We start from the raw sequence: 20,705 nt of genomic DNA on the forward strand, positions 1-20,705 counted from the left end.
TCTCCTTATTTTGCATCAAACCAGCTTGACCCATAAGCATATTCAACCTTAAGTGGCACATCTAACGCCACTGTTTGCTCCATGGTAGCAGGTACAATTTGTTTTAATTGTTCGATTTCATTTTCTGGTGCTTCAAGTATGAGTTCATCATGAACTTGTAGCAGGATTCGTGCCTGTAATTGTTCTTGTCTTAAGGTCTCTCTCAAATCAATCATTGCTTGTTTAATAATATCAGCTGCACTACCTTGGATTGGTGTGTTCATTGCCGTCCGTTCAGCAAAGCTGCGTCTGTTAAAGTTACGACTCGTTATATCTGGCAAATAACGCCGACGATTTTTCAATGTCGTCACATATCCATTGAGCTTGGCTTCTTTTACAATGTTGTCCATATAGTCTTTAACACCAGGATAACTGGCAAAATATCGATCGATGAACGTCTTCGCTTCTTTTCGTGTGATACCGAGATTTTGTGAGAGCCCGTAATCACTGATCCCATAGACGATCCCAAAATTTACTGCCTTTGATTGACGGCGCATATCAGACGTAACCTCATCACTAGAAACGTGAAAGACATCCATCGCCGTCTGTGTATGAATGTCTGCACCTTCTTTAAATGCAGCAATCAACTTATCATCCTGTGCCATATGGGCGAGAACACGCAGTTCAATTTGAGAATAGTCAGCCGCAAACATAACCCAATTCTTTTCCGATGGAATAAAAGCTTGACGAATTTTCCGTCCTTCCTCAAGCCGGATTGGGATATTTTGCAAATTAGGTTCGATCGAGCTAAGACGTCCAGTTTGCGTAAGGGCTTGATTGAATCGTGTATGAATTTTATGTGTATCTTTATTCACGACTTTTAACAAGCCTTCAATGTAAGTGGACTGCAATTTACCTAACTGTCTGTACATAAGCAGCTTAGGAATAATATCGTGCTCTTGCTCAAGCTGCTCCAGCACATCAGCAGCCGTTGAATAACCTGTTTTCGTTTTTTTAATAACGGGTAGCTTTAATTTTTCAAATAAAATTGGCCCTAGCTGCTTTGGTGAATTCAAATTAAACGATTCACCGGCAAGATCATAAATATCATTGGCAAGATCTTCAAGGCGTTGCTTTAAGTCTTCACCCATGTTGTTCAACCGTTCAATATCGACATAGACACCTGTGTGCTCCATCTCACCAAGGATGAGTGCAAGTGGCATTTCGAGCTCTTTCAAAAGCTCATATTGGTTGTTTTCATTTAATGCGTCAGTCATGTTCACTTCCAGTCGATATAACGCATCTGCTTTACGAACAATGTGCTCGCTAAGCACTTCATTCTCTGGACGCTTTAATTTTGCACCTTTACCATACACTTCCTCATCATAACGGATGTCAGCAACATCCATACGATGTGCAATCGATGGAATGTCATGATGATTTTCGGATGGATCAATCAAGTAAGATGCAAGTAACGCATCAAACGTAATGCCTTTTATATGGATATCGTTGTTTAACAGTGATACGAGCGTCTGCTTGGCATCAAATACGAGCTTTGTCTTTGTTGCATCCTCAGCCCATTTTTGAAACACGTCCGATCGTTTGATAACGTCTATTGGAAGAAACAGCTTATGCGCCTCATTAACAACACCAATACCTATAATAGGTGCTGTATGATAATTATCTTCAAGTATTTCAACAACAAGAGCACTATGATCCATTAACATATCCGGTTCAAGTGTGTCGACAATGTTATAATCAATGTCCGTAAGGGGCTTATCCTGTTCCTGTCCTTCAGTTTGCGCCGCTGTTGTCTTCGTTAACAGTGATTTAAAACCGAGTTCTTTAAACATATGATTCACCTTATTGGAATCATATGTGTTGTAAACAATATCTTCAAGCTGGATATCAATTGGCGTATCCCGCTTTATCGTAACAAGTTCTTGGCTCATAAATGCATCTGCTTTATGGGTATCAAGATTTTCTTTAAGCTTTTTGCCTTTAACCTGGTCAAGACCATCATAAACCGCTGAAAGCGTATCAAATTGCTTTAAAAGCTTGATAGCCGTTTTTTCGCCTACGCCTGGAACGCCTGGGATATTATCAGAGCTATCACCCATAAGTGCTTTATAGTCGATAATTTGATGTGGCCGTATTCCCATCTTTTCAATCATATATTCAGGGGTGTACGTTTCAACGTCGCTAATCCCTTTTTTAGTTAAGGTCACCTCGACATTGTCATTTACGAGCTGCAATAAATCTTTATCACCAGAAACAATTGTCACTTTCCAGTCTTTGTCCACTTGGGATGCCAGTGTACCAATAATGTCATCAGCCTCGTACTGAGACAATTGATAATGCGATATACCGAAAGCATCAAGTACTTCATGCATAACAGGGAACTGTTCAGATAACTCAGGTGGCGTTTTTTGACGCCCCCCTTTATATTCTTGATACGTTTCATGGCGAAACGTCGTCTTACCAGCGTCAAATGCAACGAGTATGTGTGTTGGCTTTTCCTTTTCTAAAATACGAAAAAGCATCGTCGTAAAGCCATACACAGCATTTGTATAGACACCTTTATCATTGTTTAATAATGGTAATGCAAAAAAAGCCCGATATAAGATACTATTTCCATCAATCAGGACGAGTTTGTTTGTCAAAACCTTTTCCTCCATTCAATCTTAGCCTTATGATTTCACCGTATATTGTATTTATTTTACACGATCTCCATCATTAAACCAAACAGAGTGAGCATTAATTTTGAACGTCGTACACAGTCCTTTTAGGAAATCTAACCGTGACAGTCGTGCCTTTCTGTTCTTCACTATCAATATTGATCTGCCCTTTATGCACTTCAACGATATGCTTAACAATCGCCAAGCCTAGTCCTGTGCCACCTGTATTACGACTTCTCGCTTTGTCAACCCGATAAAAGCGTTCGAATACACGTTCCAGCTGAGACTTGCTAATACCGATCCCATTATCGGCTACACGAATGATAACATCATCATTTTCCTCTGATACCGACAAGGTCACATCGCCCTGTTCAGGTGTATATGAAACAGCGTTATCCAACAAATTAATAAACAATTGTCTGATTTGCGCGCTATTCCCTTCTAATAAAAGCCCTGCCTGAATGTTTTTCGTATATGTGATATTTTTTTGTGCTGCTTTGCGTTCTATCATTGGTTCAATATCCATAACGAGCTGATCGATATCAATATTGTTTTTAACTGGAATAAAATCGTCCTTCTCCAGCATAGATAGCGTTAATAAATCCTGGATTAGCAATTGTAGACGTTTACTTTCTTTAAAGATAATTTGTAAAAACTCTTCAAGCACTTCAGGATCGTTCATCGCACCATCGAGTAATGTCTCTGAAAAGCCATTAATAGATGTAATTGGTGTTTTTAATTCATGAGAGACGTTTGCCACAAAATCTTTACGCATGCGTTCTAGCTTTTTAAGCTCCGTAATATCATAAAAAACGAGCACAGCGCCTTTGACCATTTTTCGTTCGTTAAAAATAGGTGCGCCAACAACTTCCATATATGTTTTATCTGTTTCATTCTGCCTTACAAATGAGTTTTTCACATTTTGCTCGTATAAAAATGTATTTTGAACCGTTTCATGAATGACTTCACTTTCTAGAACTTCATAATATAAGAATCCGCGATAGTCTTCGGCTGTTCCACCAAACATAGATAAAAATTTACGGTTCACGAGATGAATATAGCCTTTTTCATCTACGAGTACTAAACCACTTACTGTATTGTCTACAACTGTTAGAAGCTGCTCTGATTGAATTTGCTCTTGAAAAGACAATTCACTCAAATTGCGAGCGAGCTTATTAATATTCATATGTAGTTCATTAACGAGTCCGCTTGCTGGATGATGAACCCGTGCTCTAAAATTGCCATTTAAGAGCTGATCAACCGTATGAATGGCTTTTTGAACAGGTGTTGTATAACGATCAAGGAAATGCAGAACGACTAAAAACAATATTATAAACTGAACGATTAATACGAGAACGAGAATAAAGTAATTTTCGACAACCGTACTTAATATTCCGCCTGTCACAGCCAGAAGGATAAATAAGCCTAAGCCGTACATGATCGGTGTTTTTTTCATGATGTTAAATCCTCCAATTTATATCCGAAGCCTCTTATCGTTTTAATGTAGGCAGGATTTTTTGTATCGGGCTCGATTTTTTCACGTAAATGACTAATATGTACATCAACAATTCTCGTATCCCCTGCAAACTCATAATCCCACACATCTTTTAATAGCTGATCTCTTGAAAGCACCTTACCTTTATGTGTGGCAAGAAAGTATAGCAGTTCAAATTGTTTTCTCGTAAATGCCAATTCACGTCCATCCATTGTTGCCTCATAACGATCTGGATATATTGATAATTTGCCAATTTGAATAACATTTGATTGATTTGAAGATAAATCACTTGATCGACGTAACACAGCTCTAATACGAGCAAGAACTTCTTTAGGGCTAAAAGGTTTCGTTAAATAATCGTCTGCCCCTGAATCTAAGCCATCAATCTTATCTGTTACCGAGTCCTTTGCTGTTAGCATAAGGATGGGCGTCAATACCTGTTTATTACGTAGATAATGACAAACCTCGATGCCATCCATGCCGGGAAGCATAACATCTAAAATGATTAAGTCATAATCATATCGGTCAGCTTTTTCAATCGCTTGTAAACCATCATAAGCGACATCTGTTGTGAACCCTGCTTGTTCCAGGTTAAATTCAAGTAATTTTACAATGGACTCTTCATCGTCAACGATTAATACTGTCTGTGTCATCGTTACCACTCCCAACTTGGCATTCTACTCTCATATTACAATGAAGAAGACGTAAAGTGAACCGATTGTGTGTTAAGAAAAATTTACAAATACCATTTTACGCTATATTTTACGCTTTATGTAAAAAAACTCCCTCCCCAAGTGTATGGAGAAGGAAGTTTTTATGATCGGTTCTTATTTAAGAAGGTTTAAGACCTTTTTGACAGATTGAGCAGATGTATCGAGCGCAGTCTGTTCTTCTTCAGTTAAATCAAGTTCAATCACCTGCTCAAGACCTTTGCCACCTATAACGGTCGGCACGCCAAGAAACATATCTTCATAACCATATTCCCCTTCAAGATATGCAATTGACGGTAAGATTCTCCGTTGATCCTTTAAAATGGCTTCTGCCATCACGGTTAATGATGCTGCCGGGGCATAATAAGCACTCCCGTTACCTAGGAGTCCAACAATTTCGCCTCCACCTTTTCGCGTCCGTTCTATAATTGCATCTAACCGTTCTTCAGAAAGCAATGATTGTAATGGGATACCGCCAGCATATGAATAACGAAGGAGTGGTACCATATCATCACCATGGCCACCAAGAACAAATCCAGTAACATCCTTTACCGATACATTCAGTTCTTGAGCAACAAACGTACGAAAGCGAGCCGTATCTAAAACACCGGATTGGCCGATAACACGTTCTTTAGGAAACCCTGATGCCTTGAATACAGTATATGTCATTGCATCGACTGGATTGGTAAGGACGATGATGAGACAGTTCGGTGAGAACTCAGCAATTTGCTTGGCGACTGTCTTCATGATCTTCGCATTTGTATTAACGAGGTCATCGCGACTCATACCTGGTTTTCGAGCAATACCTGCTGTAATGATAACGAGGTCGGAATCTCTTGTATCTGCATAATCCGATGTCCCAATAATGTTTGCATCATACCCCTGTACAGGACTTGCTTCAAGCATGTCGAGCGCTTTACCTTTTGTTGGGTCCTCCATATCTGGAATGTCTACAAGCACAACATCCCCAAGCTCCTTCTGTGCAACCATTAATGCTGTCGTTGCACCCGTGAAGCCAGAACCGATAACAGATATTTTTTTTCGTGTGATCCCCATGAATATTCCCCTTTGTGTTTATTCATTAGCCCATATTTTTAATGAGCGCTTCACCAAACTCTGATGTCTTCACTTCAGTCGCGTTGTCCATGAGGCGGGCAAAATCATACGTCACAACTTTTGATGCGATTGTTTTGTCCATCGCTTTTGTAATGAGGTCACCAGCTTCTCTCCATCCAAGGTGCTCAAGCATCAACACACCTGAAAGAATAACCGATGACGGATTCACTTTATCTAATCCTGCATATTTTGGTGCTGTACCATGGGTTGCTTCAAAAATAGCATGGCCTGTGTCATAGTTAATGTTCGCACCTGGTGCAATACCAATGCCACCAACTTGAGCAGCCAATGCATCAGATATATAGTCCCCATTCAAATTCATCGTTGCTACAACGTCAAACTCATTGGCGCGCGTTAAAATTTGCTGTAAGAAAATATCCGCAATCGCATCCTTAACAATAATTTTCCCAGCAGCTTCTGCAGCGTCTTGAGCTTTATTAGCTGCTTCTTTACCGTCTTTCTCGACAATGCGATCATATTCAGCCCATGTAAAGACTTTATCACCATATTCTTCTTCAGCTACTTCATAGCCCCATGCTTTAAAAGCACCTTCAGTGAACTTCATAATGTTTCCTTTGTGAACGAGCGTTACATTGCGACGCCCTTCATTAATTGCATAATCAATTGCTGCTCTTACAAGACGCTTCGTTCCTTCTTCGGAAACAGGCTTAATCCCTATACCAGACGTTTCTGGAAAACGGATGTTATGTACACCCATTTCGTCTTGAAGGAATTGAATGACTTTTTGGACGTCATCGGTTCCCTTTTGCCATTCAATACCAGCATAGATATCTTCGGTGTTTTCACGAAAAATAACCATGTCTACATCTTCTGGACGCTTTACAGGAGATGGAACACCATCAAAGTAACGTACAGGGCGCAAGCATGTGAACAAGTCAAGCTCCTGACGTAGTGCCACGTTTAATGAGCGAAAGCCGCCACCAATTGGTGTCGTCAACGGTCCTTTAATCGCAATTTTGAACTCATCTATCATATCTAACGTTTCTTTAGGAAGCCATTCTCCTGTTTTATCAAAAGCCTTTTGCCCAGCATACACTTCTGTCCATTCAATGGCTTTTGAACCGTTATAAGCTTTATCAACAGCTGCTTCGATGACCTTACGTGCTGCTGCCCAAATATCAGGTCCTGTACCATCACCTTCAATGAATGGAATAATTGGGCGATTAGGGACATTCATTTTTCCATTTTCAACGATAATTTTTTCACCTTGTGTCATATTAAAATACCTCCATTAATTCATCATTTGCACGTTACAAATTATATTAGAAATCATTACATAAGGCTGATACAAAAGAGATTAAACTGATGTAACAGCCTCATAGATTCATAGAATAGATGTTTGATTTAACGATCTTCAATTGGTACATACGCTTGTGTTTGTGGACCTGAGTAGTCTGCTCGTGGTCGAATTAATCGGTTATTATCATACTGTTCAAGAATATGTGCCAACCAGCCTGCCACTCGACTCATCGCAAAGATAGGCGTGAACAAATCATGTTCAATTCCGAGACTATGATAGACAGATGCAGAGTAGAAATCTACATTTGCCGGCAAGCCTTTTTCTTCTTTAATATATTCTTCTATGTCCACTGACATGTTATACCATTTTGGCTGGCCAGTAATATGCGTTAACTCTCGTGACATTTCTTTTAAATGCTTGGCGCGAGGATCACCATAACGGTATACGCGATGGCCCATACCCATGATCTTTTCTTTGTTTGCTAACTTTTCCTTAATGTATGGAATCGCGTTTTCTTGTTCACCAATCTCTGTCAGCATAGCCATAACACGTTCGTTCGCACCACCATGCAAAGGTCCTTTCAAAGCACCAATTGCCGCTGTTACACCTGAATAAATGTCTGACAAGGTTGCGACACAGACACGAGCAGTGAACGTTGACGCATTTAACTCATGATCAGCATGTAGAACGAGCGCTTTATTCATCGCTTCTATTTCAATATCTGCTGCTTCTTTACCGTTTAACATATATAGGAAATTAGCCGCATAACCCAAATTTTTGTTTGGTTTCACCGGAGCCTTTCCTTGGCGAATACGCGAAAACGCTGTCACAACAGTCGCCATTTTCGCCTGCAAACGAACCGCCTTACGTTTATTCGCTGCGTCATCCATCACATCCGCCTCATCGTCATAAAGACCTAACAGTGAAATAACTGAGCGAAGTGCTGCCATTGGATGAACAGTCTTTAAGTCATATGAATGTAAGTGATCTATAATCGCATCTGGTACATCCATTTCAGCGTTTAGTTCTGTCTTAAAATTTTCTAGCTCTAATGCTGTCGGCAATTTTTGATTCCACAGTAAATAAACAACTTCTTCAAAAGATGCATGCTCTGCAAGGTCATCGATTCGATACCCTACATACGTTAATTGGTCATCGATAATGGAACTGATGGCCGATTGTGTTGCTACAACCCCTTCTAAGCCTTTTGTCATTGCCATAACAATCCCTCTCCTTTTCTTGTAATTATGTACGATTGAATCAGGATGTTTCTTTTAGACAATATTCCTGTAAGAATCATTGTCACCCCCAACGACATTATAATAGATTAAATAAAAAAAGTGAATCGAAACAAATTATTCTAACCTTTTTTGCTTGTATAAACAACTCTACGTCTATTTTCCCTGTTTTTTACATATATAAACTAGTACAAGCTTCAGACGATATGGGGTGAGTTATTTTGAAGAAACGTCACTTAAATATGTTAATACGAGCAGCGACTGTCCTTCTTTGTGCAATTGCAGGGTTTTATGTAGCTAAGTGGACAGTAATGTACTTATATCCTTTTTTAATTGCGTGTCTCTTAGCAACCTTCATTCATCCCATTGTAACGTTTATTGAAAAAAAAATGACCATCCCGAGAGCGGTGGCCTCGGCTTTGGTCATTTTTACAGGGTTATTTGTTTTTATGGGCGGAATCGTCATACTCATTGCAGAAGTTGTTCAAGGAACTGCTTATTTAGCCCAATCTATCCCAAAACACATTACAACTTTTAACACCATTATTCAAAAGTGGATACATGCGTATATCATACCATTGTATGAAAAATTCCTTTCCTTATTTAACACCTTAAACACGTCACAAAAAGATGCGATACAAGATCAAATTGATCACATTCTATCAAGTACATCAGCTGCTAGTACGACGTTCATTCAAAACGGATTACTTAAAATCCCGACATTGTTATCTTTTTTTCCAATGTCCATTACGATTTTAATCTTAATCATTCTAGCAACATTTTTCATTACAAATGACTGGTATCATATCAAACACATATGGTTCAATAGCATTCCATCAAGAGTTAAATTACCAAGCATTCGTGTATGGCAATCTTTTACGAAAACTCTTATAGGCTATTTTAAAGCACAGATGATTCTCGTAGTAATGTCTGCGTCCACCATTTATATCGGTTTACTTGTATTAAACATCGATCAAGCATTAACGGTTGCACTTTTAATCGCACTCGTTGATCTTGTTCCGCTCGTAGGTACAGGCATTGTCTTCATTCCTTGGATTATTTATATGTTTTTATCCGCTCAATATCCTTTAACGATTGGATTATCACTGTTATATATGATCATCGTCATTGGCAGACAAGTGATTGAGCCGAAAATTCTTTCCACCCATATCGGTATCAATCCACTCATAGCCTTAGTCGGTCTGTTTGTAGGTATTAGACTTTTTGGTTTAATAGGGCTCATCCTCACACCTTTTTTACTGATCATCATCAGTACTTTCCATCAAACAGGCGTGTTTAAAGGGGTACTGCTATTCATTCAAGGTAAGGACAATTATTTGCGATAAATGATAACGCCTTTGTTTAACAATTTCTGAACGTAGCGTTGGATGATATTGTTAAGTGGCGTGCGGGTTATTGGTAATACGAGAACAAACCCAACAATATCAGTTAAAAAACCTGGTGTTAGTAAAAACACAGCACCTGCAAAGATACAAATGCCATCAATAATTTCAACAGCTGGTGTTTGTCCATTCATCATTGATTGCTGAGCCCTGTGCCACGTATCAGTACCTTGCTGCTTAGCAATTGAAATACCGACAAATCCTGTTAACAGTATTAACCCAACAATCCACCACGGACCAATTATGCCGCCAGCCCAGATGAACACCCCTATTTCAATTGCAGGTATAATTAATAAAGCAAGAATAATAAACCGCATGTCATCCAAAACCTTTCTTTATAAAAAATTGGAAAAAAATCGGCGGAGGTCCGCCGATACATTAAATATGATATACGAGGGTTAACACGATTTTGTTTCAACTTTAGATGACACTCGTATGTCCTTTATAAATATCACCTTTTGTTCCATCAATTGTAATGTCGGTTCCATCCTTAATAGCCTCAAAGGCATTTTTGACACCGACAACAACAGGTATTCCAAGACTTAAACCGACAACGGCCGCGTGAGAGGTAAGACCGCCCTCAACTGTAATAATGCCACTTGCCTTTTCAATGGCAGGCATCATTTCACGATCCGTTCCATAAGTGACCACAATCGAATCCTCTGTTACTTTTTCGAGGGCTTCTTCAGCTGTTTTGACAACTGTCGCCTTTCCGTATGCACTGCGAAGACCTATGCCTTGACCCTTTGCAATAATATCACCAATTACGTGAACTTTCATCAAGTTGGTCGTACCACTTTCTCCAACAGGAACACCAGCAGTAATAATGACGCGATTACCTCTTTGGAAAAGCTTTGTGCTTAACCCACAATCGATGGCCCGATCAAGCATTTCATCGGTCGTTTGAACTTTTTTACCAATAACCGCATGCACACCCCAAGCAAGTGACAGTTGTCTGGCAACATAATCATGAGATGTGACAGCAACAATTGGGCATTTAGGGCGGTATTTCGCAATCATTCGCGCTGTATGACCACTTTCCGTCGGCGTAATGAGCGCACTAACGGCGAGATCTCTCGCATTACGCGTAACCGATTGACTAATGGCATCTGTAATTGTCATATCAACAGAATTTGCTCGTTTTTCCAGAATCATTTTGTGGTCAAGGCCTGATTCAGCCTTGATCGCGATATTGCTCATTGTTGTAACTGCTTCAACAGGGTAGTGTCCTGCTGCTGTTTCACCAGATAGCATGATGGCGTCTGTTCCATCAAAAATAGCATTCGCAACATCTGAAGCTTCAGCACGTGTTGGCCGCGGATTACGTTGCATTGAATCAAGCATCTGCGTAGCCGTAATGACCGGCTTACCGACATTATTACATTTTTCTATCATAAATTTTTGTGCGAGCGGTACATCTTCCGCTGGTATTTCGACTCCGAGATCTCCGCGCGCTACCATTAAACCGTCACTGACTTCTAAAATCTCATCAATATTATCAATACCTTCTTGGTTTTCGATCTTTGGAATAATATGAATATGTGTCGCATCATGTGCTTCAAGAAGTTCCTTGATTTCAAGTATGTCAGAGCGTCTGCGGACGAATGAGGCCGCAATGAAGTCAATATTATGTTTAATACCAAATTCAATATCAGCTCGATCTTTTTCAGTTATACCAGGTAGCTGGACTTGAACGTTAGGTACATTGACACCTTTTTTATTTTTAATAAGACCTGAATTAAGCGCCTTTGTTTTTATTTCTTGATTATCATGATCAATGGCTAACACTTCTAATTCAATTAAACCGTCATCGAGCAATATTTTAGAGCCTGGTGACACATCATGAATTAAGCCATTATAAGTGACGGAAAAGCGTTCTGCAGTTCCTTCAATATCCTTCATTGACACGTATATCGTTTGACCCTCTTCTAATTCCGCTTCCCCATTCACAAAAGACCCTGTGCGAATTTCAGGCCCCTTTGTATCAAGGAGAATCGCAACAGTCTTCCCGGCTTTTTCTGCTGCAGTTCGAATGTTATGAATGCGATTTTCATGTTCAGCAAAATCACCGTGAGAAAAATTCAATCGTGCAACATTCATACCTGATTCAATCATATTCTCCAATGTTTCCACTGATTCTGATGCTGGTCCAATCGTACATACAATTTTTGTTTTACGCATAGTCATGACGGCATTCCTCCTGATATATTGTGAGCGTTACTATATTGAAAGTTCATTAGCTAGTTTGTACATATCATGGTTGATTTCATTTCTTTCAGCAACGACATCTGTAATATTATGTTCAACCAGTTGGTTATTTTGAATTCCAACCATTTTTCCTGATTGACCATTTCGGAGAAGGTCGACAGCTTTTGCGCCGAGACGGCTTGCCAGTACACGATCCGCTGCAGTCGGAGAACCACCTCGTTGAATATGTCCAAGAACAGTTACTCGTGTTTCAAGATTTGTCGCTTCTTCGATCCGTTGTCCATATTCAATACCACTACCTACGCCCTCTGCCAAAATAATAATACTATGTTTCTTACCTCGGGCATGTCCACGTTTTAGTCGCTCTAAAACATTGTCGAATTCATCTGGTGCTTCAGGGATTAAGATACTTTCAGCCCCGTCTGCTAAACCAGCCCATAAAGCTAAGTCACCAGCATTTCGTCCCATTACCTCGATAACATATGTACGTTCATGTGACGTAGCTGTGTCTCGTATTTTATCAATGGCATCGATAATTGTATTTAAAGCTGTATCGAACCCAATTGTAAAATCTGTTCCTGCAATATCATTATCAATTGTTCCTGGTACACCTATGCACGGAAAGCCTTTATCAGCAAGTTTTTGAGCGCCACGAAAGCTCCCGTCACCACCGATAACAATTAGCCCTTCAATTCCGTGTTTTTTGAGTTGAGCCAGTGCCTTCTCTTGCCCGGCATCTGTTTTAAATTCATTACACCTTGCTGAATACAACTGGGTGCCGCCTCGTTGGATAATATCCCCCACTGAGCCAATTTCCATTTCTTCAATGTGACCGTCAATCAATCCCTGATAACCGTATTTAATGCCATAGACGTCCATTGAATGGTAAATGGCCTTGCGTACGACTGCCCGAATTGCTGCATTCATTCCTGGCGCATCCCCGCCACTGGTTAGTACACCGATTTTTTTCATCTGTACCACTCCAATTTAAGTTTGTCGTGTTTACTCCCGTAACTAAGCTCCATCTGATTTGTGAGAACATAAACAATGATGGCTAAAAAAGAAGGTTCAAAAAGAAGCAAAAAGCTCTAAACGCATACAGGATATCGTTATAGCTATTTTCATATCTGCATTTCACAAGCACATAAACAATAGACGCGCTCAAAAGCATTTTTTGCTGTTAATTTTGAACAAACTCTAAAAACAGGAGGCTGACTGTCGTCAACCTCTTCGTTTAAGTTCATTTTATCAGATTTGGCCAAAATCACCAATGTTTTTATATTTATTCCAACGGTTTTCTAACAAGGTATGGGAATCTTTATTCACAAGGTTGTCAATAGATTGCTCAAGTACTTGATCTATATAGATGGCCTGTTGTTTGACATCTCTATGTGCCCCACCCTTTGGTTCCGGAATGATAGTGTCTATTACACCCAATTTTTTTAAGTCATAAGACGTAATTTGCATACTTTCAGCTGCTTTTCGCGCTAAACCAGAATCTTTCCATAGAATAGCTGCTGCGCCTTCTGGAGAAATAACAGAGTAAGTTGAGTTTTCCAGCATATGGATTTTATCACCAACACCAAGTGCCAATGCACCACCACTGCCACCTTCGCCAATTACGATACAAATGATTGGCACAGTGAGACCAGCCATATCCATTAAATTCCTAGCGATCGCTTCACTTTGACCTCTCTCCTCAGACTCTTTTCCGGGATCAGCACCTTTTGTATCAATGAAACAAATAATGGGTCTATTAAACTTTTCAGCTTGCTTCATATGTCTTAACGCTTTTCGATAGCCTTCAGGATGAGGCATACCGAAGTTGCGCTTTAAATTTTCTTTTGTATTTCTTCCTCTTTGATGACCAATAACCGTCACTGGACGTCCTTTATAGTAAGCGACGCCAGAAACGATCGCAGCGTCATCGCCAAACCGCCTGTCACCGTGAAATTCAATAAAATCCGTAAACAATTCCTCGATGTACTCAAGCGTTGTAGGACGTTGTTGGTGTCTTGCCATTTGCACGCGATCCCACGGTTGTAAGTTACCATAAATATCATCTTCTAAAACGGCTAAGCGCTTTTCAAGCGTTGTAATTTCTTCACTTAAATCAATATCACTATGTTCTGTTAGATTTTTTAACTCTGTAATTTTTTCTTTGAGGTTTACAATCGGTTTTTCAAAATCAAGTACCTGCTTCACGATGGTTGACCTCCTTTTTGATGCATGGCAATCAATGTTGACAAGAGCTGTTGGAGATCATGTCTGTGCACGACTTTATCCAATTGACCATGCTTTAACAGGAATTCTGCTGTTTGGAAATCATCGGGCAGCTTTTCACGCGTTGTCTGTTCGATAATTCTCCTACCAGCAAACCCGATTAATGCACCAGGCTCAGCAAAGTTATAATCACCTAGTGACGCAAAGCTTGCCGTTACGCCTCCTGTTGTAGGATGTGTCATAACAGAAATAAAGAGTCCTGCTTCTCTAGAGAACCGCTCTAACGCAACTGATGTTTTGGACATTTGCATTAGACTAAGCACACCCTCCTGCATTCTTGCACCACCTGAAGCGGTAAATATGATGAACGGAATCGATTGTTCACGTGCCCGCTCTATTGCCCGGGCAATTTTCTCGCCAATCACTGATCCCATGCTCCCCATCCGAAAGCCAGCATCCATAACAGCTAAAGCCATCGGAAGGCCATCAATGGACCCTTTCCCTGTTACAACACCTTCATTAAGCCCTGTTTTTTGGCGGTCTTTCTCAAGCTTTTCAAGGTAGTCAGGAAACCCTAAGGGATTGGTTGACACAAGTTCTTGATCCCATTCCACAAACGATTCCTCATCAACAAGACCGTTGATGCGGTCCCACGCACTTAACCGGTGGTGGTATCCACATGTTGGGCATACATTTAATTGTTTATGCAGTTCTTTACGATAGTATATATCATGACAATGACTACACTTTATCATCAGACCCTCTGGAATATTCTTTTTTGCTTGTTCACTCGGTATTGACGCATACTTCCGTTTCTTTCCAAATATATCCTTGAGCAAGGCAATCCCTCCTTATCATTTTATGGCGTTCATCATTTATTTGTATGAGTGATGATCGTTTAAGATATCAATTCGTTTTAATCGCATAGGTCGACTTTGAAAATAATGGCTCTATCATTTCACACTCATCGTTTTTATAGGATTGCATCAGTCTTTCCAAAAAATCAATATCAAAATAAGTTCGGTCTAGCGTCGTAGAAAAACCTTGCATCAATTGCCATATTTTCATCAGTAAGTGATTGGAGCCTTTATCAGCAATATGCTGAAAAAATGCGGTGTGCCTTTCTGTCGCTGTTAACGTGTCAGCTGATATAATGGCTTCAAGCTTAACGATATCTTCTTGATCAAGACTCTTACAAGCGAGTTTCGCACATTCTTTTTCTAAAATTTGTTTTGCTGCCACTAAATCAAGGCGTGTTCTATTTTCCTGCAAAATGAAGGTGGATAGGAGCGTAACTGATTGATAAGGCTGATATACAGTCAAATACGTTCCTTCACCGCGCCGGGTTTCAATCAGTCCTAGCAGTTCCAAAGCCCTTAATGCTTCTCTAACCGACGAACGTCCAACGCCAAGTACATCTGACAACTCTCTCTCTGAGGGAAGTCGATCGCCTTGCTTTAAATCATCCCGTTCAATCAAACGGCGTAATTCCTCTAAAATACTGTGATAAACTTTTTGTCTTGGTGATATTGCCACGTGTCACACCTCTTGGTGATTAGTCTTCAGTAATTTTAGTGAGCTGTCTTGTTTTTTCGGCCACTTCCTCCGGTGAAACGTCTACCCTCGCGACGCCTGAATCCATTGCTGCCTTTGCTACACTTGATGCAACGAGAGGGGCTACACGCGAATCAAAAGGACGTGGAATGACATAATCCTCAGTCAATTCATCATCACTGATAAGTGATGCAATCGCTTCTGCGGCTGCAACCTTCATCTTTTCATTAATGCGAGTTGCTCTTACATCTAGTGCGCCACGGAAGATCCCTGGAAATGCTAATACATTATTCACTTGGTTCGGATAATCTGATCGACCTGTTCCGATAACTTTGGCACCTGCTTCTTTTGCATGTTCAGGCATAATTTCCGGATCAGGATTTGCCATAGCAAAAATGATTGGATCATCATTCATCGTTTTCACCATATCTTTTGTCAAAAGACCACCAACAGATACACCAATAAATACATCTGCACCTTCAAGCATATCCTCTAAAGGTCCTTCTTTTTTGTCTTTGTTCGTCATCTCGGCAACACGTTCTTTGACATCATTCATGCCATAAGGCCTACCTTCATAAATGGCACCCTTAGAGTCACACATAATCATCTCACGAACACCAAAGCGGTGAAGTAGTTTTATAATGGCAATTCCTGCTGCACCAGCCCCATTGGCAACGACTTTGATGTCAGAGAATGACTTACCAACAAGTTTGAGTGCATTAATAAGGCCTGCTACTGTTACAATTGCTGTTCCATGCTGATCATCATGAAAAATAGGTATATTTGTTTCTTTCTTTAATCTTTCCTCAATGATGAAGCAATTCGGTGCCGCTATATCTTCTAGATTCACACCGCCAAATGTTGGCTCCATCATTTTTACCGCATCGACAATGTCATCAACATTATGGGAGGCTAGACAGATTGGAAATGAATCCACACCAGCAAAGCTCTTAAACAATACGGCTTTCCCTTCCATAACCGGAAGAGCTGCCTCTGGCCCAATATTCCCTAGACCTAGCACAGCAGAACCATCACTGACAACGGCAACCATGTTTCCCTTCATTGTATAGTCATAAACATATTCACGTCGATCGTATATCTCCTTGCAAGGCTTAGCGACACCAGGTGAATAAGCCAGACTCAAATCTTTGGCATTTCGGACAGGCACCTTTGATTGTAAGCTCAATTTGCCTTTATGTACTTTATGCATATGCAATGCTTCATCTCGCAAATTTGCCACGCTCCCCACCACTCCTTTTAATATCCTATATCTATCATACATTTATAATTAACACCAGGTGGTCAGACCACCTATTAACTTCTCTATTATAACAGATGACACTATCATGTAAAGCAGTTGTCTTTCTATAACTACCATCAAATCGTTCTTAAAACGACATGGGTTCCCCCGAAATAAGACTCCAATGCACGCATGCTTTTATCGGTGGGATTAATCTTATAATCATTCGATAATTGGTACGTTTTCTTTTGCTTATCTTCATGAACGATTATCGGAGACTCCCCCGGATAGCGTTGTGCGACTTGTCTTAAAAAGGCTAGCGCCTCAGTGTTATCTGTTTCAACGAGCTTTATAAATACTTGTGTTGGTTGTTTAAGTGTTTCACTTTCAAACACACTGATTGTATTAAGGATCATTTGTACTTGATTGTTTCTAACTTCTCGCTTACCAGAAAACATGACAATCATTTCCTCTTCAAGCCACCGATTTACATCACGGTATAAATTTGGAAACGCTACTGCTTCTATTTCACCTGTTTCATCACTTAACGTTAGAAAAGCCATTGGATCTCCTCGTTTTGTGCGGATCACCTTAATGGACTGGACAATGACTGCCGCCTTTATAACACGTTTATCACTTTGACGTTTCAGGTCTTTCACCGAAAGAAAGCCATTTATATGAAGTGTAGGGCGATATGCCGTTAACGGATGGCTAGAAACGTAAATGCCCAAGAATTCCTTTTCATCAGCCAACTTTTTTAACGGACTAAAATCTTCCATCTCTGTATAAATCGTTTCAAACCCCATTTTCTCATGGAAAAGCCCTGGTTGATCTTGAAATTCTTTAAATAATTCGCCTTGATCAACAGCCTGATCGATGCTTGCCAACAAGCTTGCTCGATTGTTGTGTAGCTCATCAAACACACCAGCTAAAATTAAATTCTCCAAAACCTTACGATTGGCAATTTTGGCGGGGACGCGAAGACAGAAATCGAATAAATCACTAAAAGGACCACCAGTTTTACGCTTATCCATAATATCATTGACCACATGGCGCCCGACGCCTTTAACCATTAATAATCCGATGCGAATGCCTTTATTTTCAACAGAAAATCGCCCATAGCTCTTATTAATGGATGGGGGAAGAACAGATAGTCCAAATTGTTTTGCTTCATTAACATACATATGAACCTTTTCTTCTTGATTTGAAACAGAGCTCAGCAATTCCGCAAAAAAGAACAACGGGTAATGGGCCTTCAAATAAGCAAGCTGATAAGAAATTTTGCTGTATGCCACAGCGTGACTCCGATTAAATCCATAATTAGAAAACTTTACAATCCAGCTGAAAATTTCTTCTGCAACCTCGCGATTATACCCATTTCGAACACTTCCGACTACAAACTTTTCGCGCTGCTCATCCATTAGATGATGTTGTTTTTTACTAACTGCCCGTCTTAATACATCTGCTTCACCTAGTGAAAAACGTGCCATTTTATGGGCAATAAGCATGATTTGCTCTTGATAAACCAATACACCATATGTGTTCGCCAAAATGGGTTCAACTTCTGGATGTGGATACGTACACGCTTCAGCTCCGTGCTTACGAGCAATATAGGTCGGAATGTTGTCCATTGGCCCTGGGCGATAAAGCGCATTAACAGCAACAACATCTTCAAAATGAGTTGGTTTTAGCTTTTGAAGTACATTTTGCATGCCTTTCGATTCAAGTTGAAATACGCCATTCGTCATACCAGATTGAAGTAATTGATAAGTTTGTTGATCACCGTCAGGGATACTTTGAAGAGAGATATCTTTCCCTGTCTTATATTTAATCGTTTGGATGATTTTTTCCATTAAAGTTAAATTTCGTAGACCGAGAAAATCCATTTTTAACAAACCGAGCTGTTCTAAATCATTCATGGCATATTGCGTTAACTGCGTACCATCGCCACTCGATATTAAAGGTACATGCTCACTAAGTGGCTGCTCGCTTATCACGACACCAGCAGCATGGGTTGATACATGCCTAGGTAAACCTTCAAGGACTGTTGCAATAGTAAACAGCGTTTTAAGATCACGTGACGTTTGAATGTATGTGCTCAGTTCTTCAGATCCCTGAATATGAGCAACGATAGATTGATTGGATTGCACCGGAATCTTGTTTAAGATAAAGTAAGCATCTTGTTGATCAATACCTATTGTTTTAATTAATTCACGTAAAAGCGAACGAGCAGCAAACGTTCCAAACGTAATAATTTGAGCAACATGATCTGCGCCGTACTTGTCCCTAACATAGGCAATCACTTCATCACGCCTTGTATCAGAAAAGTCTATGTCAATATCCGGCATTGATATGCGTTCAGGGTTTAAAAATCGTTCAAATAACAAATTATATTTAACAGGGTCTACCTCAGTAATGCTGAGGACATACGCAACGATTGAGCCAGCCGCTGAGCCACGCCCTGGTCCAACAAGAATACCTTTTTGCTTTGCGTAAGCAACAAAATCATGAACAATTAAAAAATAGTCACTAAAACCCATTTCTTGTATAACACCTAATTCATACATGAGACGGTCTTCTATCGTTTTTGTTACCGTGTGATACCTTTCAGGAAGTCGCTTAAGGCATATGTGTTCCAAATAGTCATGAGCACTCATAGAAACCGGAACAGGAAAAGCGGGTAGCTTCCGTTCGTTGAAGTTAAAGGCAATGTGACAGCTTTCTTTTATGTCTTCAGTCGCCTCTAGAACCTCTGGCCAATTATCAAATAACATGGCCATTTCTTCAGAAGATCGAAGGTGACGCTCTCTTATATGAGACATATCGCCTCCAGGCTGCCACCTTTTTCCGTGCTTCATCGCTTGAAGACAATCGTAAGCAATCACATCCTTCTTACGGATATAGCGGACATCATTAATTGCCACGACTTTGACATTGCGAGCTTCTGCATAAGCCTTGAGAGGTGCAATGATTTTGCGTTCCATTTCCATACCATGATCTTCAACACCTATGTAAAAATCACCTTCAGAAACGATATTCTGCCATGACGTAAGATATGCATCAATTTCTTCAAAGGATGAATTAAGCAATCGTTTAGATAATAATGAGTGTAACGCTGGGACAATCAAAATCATTTGGTCCGTAAAAGTTGATAATTTTTCCTTTGTGAGTGTTCGATTGTCGCTGTTTTGAATATAGGTACTTAGTTTAATGAGCGCATCATATCCTGCATTTGATTTTGCAAGTAATACACAAGCACAGACACCCTCATCATCTTCATCAATATATACGGTCATACCTAGTAACGGTTTAATATTATGCCTTTGACATGCTTGATAAAAAGTAACCGCCCCATGGAGCACATTCTCATCTGTTAAAGCTAGCGCGTCAAATCCATTTTTCTTGGCAGCACTGACTAAATGATCAACTGTCATTGTACTATTCATCATACTAAAGCCACTTGCTGCTTGTAGGTGCGTAAACTTCATATAATCCCACCTCTTCTCTTATATACATTATAGCGAAACATATGCACGGTTGCATCCTATCTTCATATCTCGTCCTGTCCGATCATATCATGTAAAGACAAGCGTTAAAAAG

Annotated in this window: 15 protein-coding genes; 1 reads left to right on the forward strand and 14 read right to left on the reverse strand. The window is 40.0% G+C overall.

Going from position 1 to position 20,705, the window contains the following annotated elements; genetic code table 11:
* Window positions 1-5: 5 nt before the first annotated feature.
* From polA to citZ, 6 genes are all read right to left on the reverse strand, one after another.
* Window positions 6-2,642, reverse strand: coding sequence for a DNA polymerase I (gene polA, locus HPC67_RS07750; protein WP_217586942.1), 2,637 nt, complete (start codon window positions 2,640-2,642; stop codon window positions 6-8).
* A gap of 94 nt (window positions 2,643-2,736) precedes the next feature.
* Complete coding sequence (pnpS, locus tag HPC67_RS07755) at window positions 2,737-4,113, reverse strand: two-component system histidine kinase PnpS (protein WP_217586944.1); 1,377 nt, start codon at window positions 4,111-4,113, stop codon at window positions 2,737-2,739.
* Complete coding sequence (locus tag HPC67_RS07760; protein WP_217586946.1) at window positions 4,110-4,805, reverse strand: response regulator transcription factor; 696 nt, start codon at window positions 4,803-4,805, stop codon at window positions 4,110-4,112. Before HPC67_RS07760 ends, pnpS begins: the two co-directional genes overlap by 4 nt.
* Before the next feature lie 174 nt (window positions 4,806-4,979).
* Entirely contained in the window at window positions 4,980-5,918 is a 939-nt protein-coding gene (gene mdh, locus HPC67_RS07765; protein WP_217586948.1) for a malate dehydrogenase, read from the reverse strand.
* A gap of 25 nt (window positions 5,919-5,943) precedes the next feature.
* Window positions 5,944-7,215, reverse strand: coding sequence for an NADP-dependent isocitrate dehydrogenase (icd, locus tag HPC67_RS07770; RefSeq protein ID WP_217586950.1), 1,272 nt, complete (start codon window positions 7,213-7,215; stop codon window positions 5,944-5,946).
* A 128-nt stretch (window positions 7,216-7,343) separates the two neighbouring features.
* A complete protein-coding gene (gene citZ / locus HPC67_RS07775; protein WP_217586953.1) occupies window positions 7,344-8,459 on the reverse strand; it encodes a citrate synthase in 1,116 nt (371 codons plus the stop codon).
* 239 nt (window positions 8,460-8,698) lie between these two features.
* Here citZ and ytvI point away from each other — a divergent pair, with 239 nt between their 5' ends.
* Entirely contained in the window at window positions 8,699-9,823 is a 1,125-nt protein-coding gene (ytvI, locus tag HPC67_RS07780; protein ID WP_217586955.1) for a sporulation integral membrane protein YtvI, read from the forward strand.
* Here ytvI and HPC67_RS07785 read toward each other — a convergent pair.
* From HPC67_RS07785 to dnaE, 8 genes are all read right to left on the reverse strand, one after another.
* Entirely contained in the window at window positions 9,811-10,197 is a 387-nt protein-coding gene (locus HPC67_RS07785) for an FxsA family protein (RefSeq protein WP_217586956.1), read from the reverse strand. The two genes, ytvI and HPC67_RS07785, sit on opposite strands and share 13 nt — an antisense overlap.
* A gap of 103 nt (window positions 10,198-10,300) precedes the next feature.
* Complete coding sequence (gene pyk / locus HPC67_RS07790) at window positions 10,301-12,061, reverse strand: pyruvate kinase (RefSeq protein WP_217587085.1); 1,761 nt, start codon at window positions 12,059-12,061, stop codon at window positions 10,301-10,303.
* Between the two features lie 39 nt (window positions 12,062-12,100).
* Window positions 12,101-13,060: a 6-phosphofructokinase gene (gene pfkA / locus HPC67_RS07795; RefSeq protein WP_217586957.1), complete on the reverse strand. Its 960-nt coding sequence runs from the start codon at window positions 13,058-13,060 to the stop codon at window positions 12,101-12,103.
* Between the two features lie 276 nt (window positions 13,061-13,336).
* A complete protein-coding gene (accA, locus tag HPC67_RS07800) occupies window positions 13,337-14,293 on the reverse strand; it encodes an acetyl-CoA carboxylase carboxyl transferase subunit alpha (protein WP_217586958.1) in 957 nt (318 codons plus the stop codon).
* On the reverse strand, window positions 14,290-15,150 hold the full coding sequence (accD, locus tag HPC67_RS07805) for an acetyl-CoA carboxylase, carboxyltransferase subunit beta (RefSeq protein ID WP_217586959.1): 861 nt from the start codon (window positions 15,148-15,150) through the stop codon (window positions 14,290-14,292). Before accD ends, accA begins: the two co-directional genes overlap by 4 nt.
* A 67-nt stretch (window positions 15,151-15,217) precedes the next feature.
* Window positions 15,218-15,847: a FadR/GntR family transcriptional regulator gene (locus tag HPC67_RS07810; RefSeq protein ID WP_217586960.1), complete on the reverse strand. Its 630-nt coding sequence runs from the start codon at window positions 15,845-15,847 to the stop codon at window positions 15,218-15,220.
* A gap of 19 nt (window positions 15,848-15,866) precedes the next feature.
* Complete coding sequence (gene ystJ / locus HPC67_RS07815; RefSeq protein WP_246569863.1) at window positions 15,867-17,075, reverse strand: NADP-dependent malic enzyme; 1,209 nt, start codon at window positions 17,073-17,075, stop codon at window positions 15,867-15,869.
* Between the two features lie 167 nt (window positions 17,076-17,242).
* Complete coding sequence (gene dnaE / locus HPC67_RS07820) at window positions 17,243-20,593, reverse strand: DNA polymerase III subunit alpha (RefSeq protein ID WP_217586963.1); 3,351 nt, start codon at window positions 20,591-20,593, stop codon at window positions 17,243-17,245.
* Window positions 20,594-20,705: the final 112 nt, after the last annotated feature.

This window comes from Lentibacillus saliphilus (assembly GCF_019093865.1).
GTDB lineage: Bacteria > Bacillota > Bacilli > Bacillales > Amphibacillaceae > Lentibacillus_B > Lentibacillus_B saliphilus.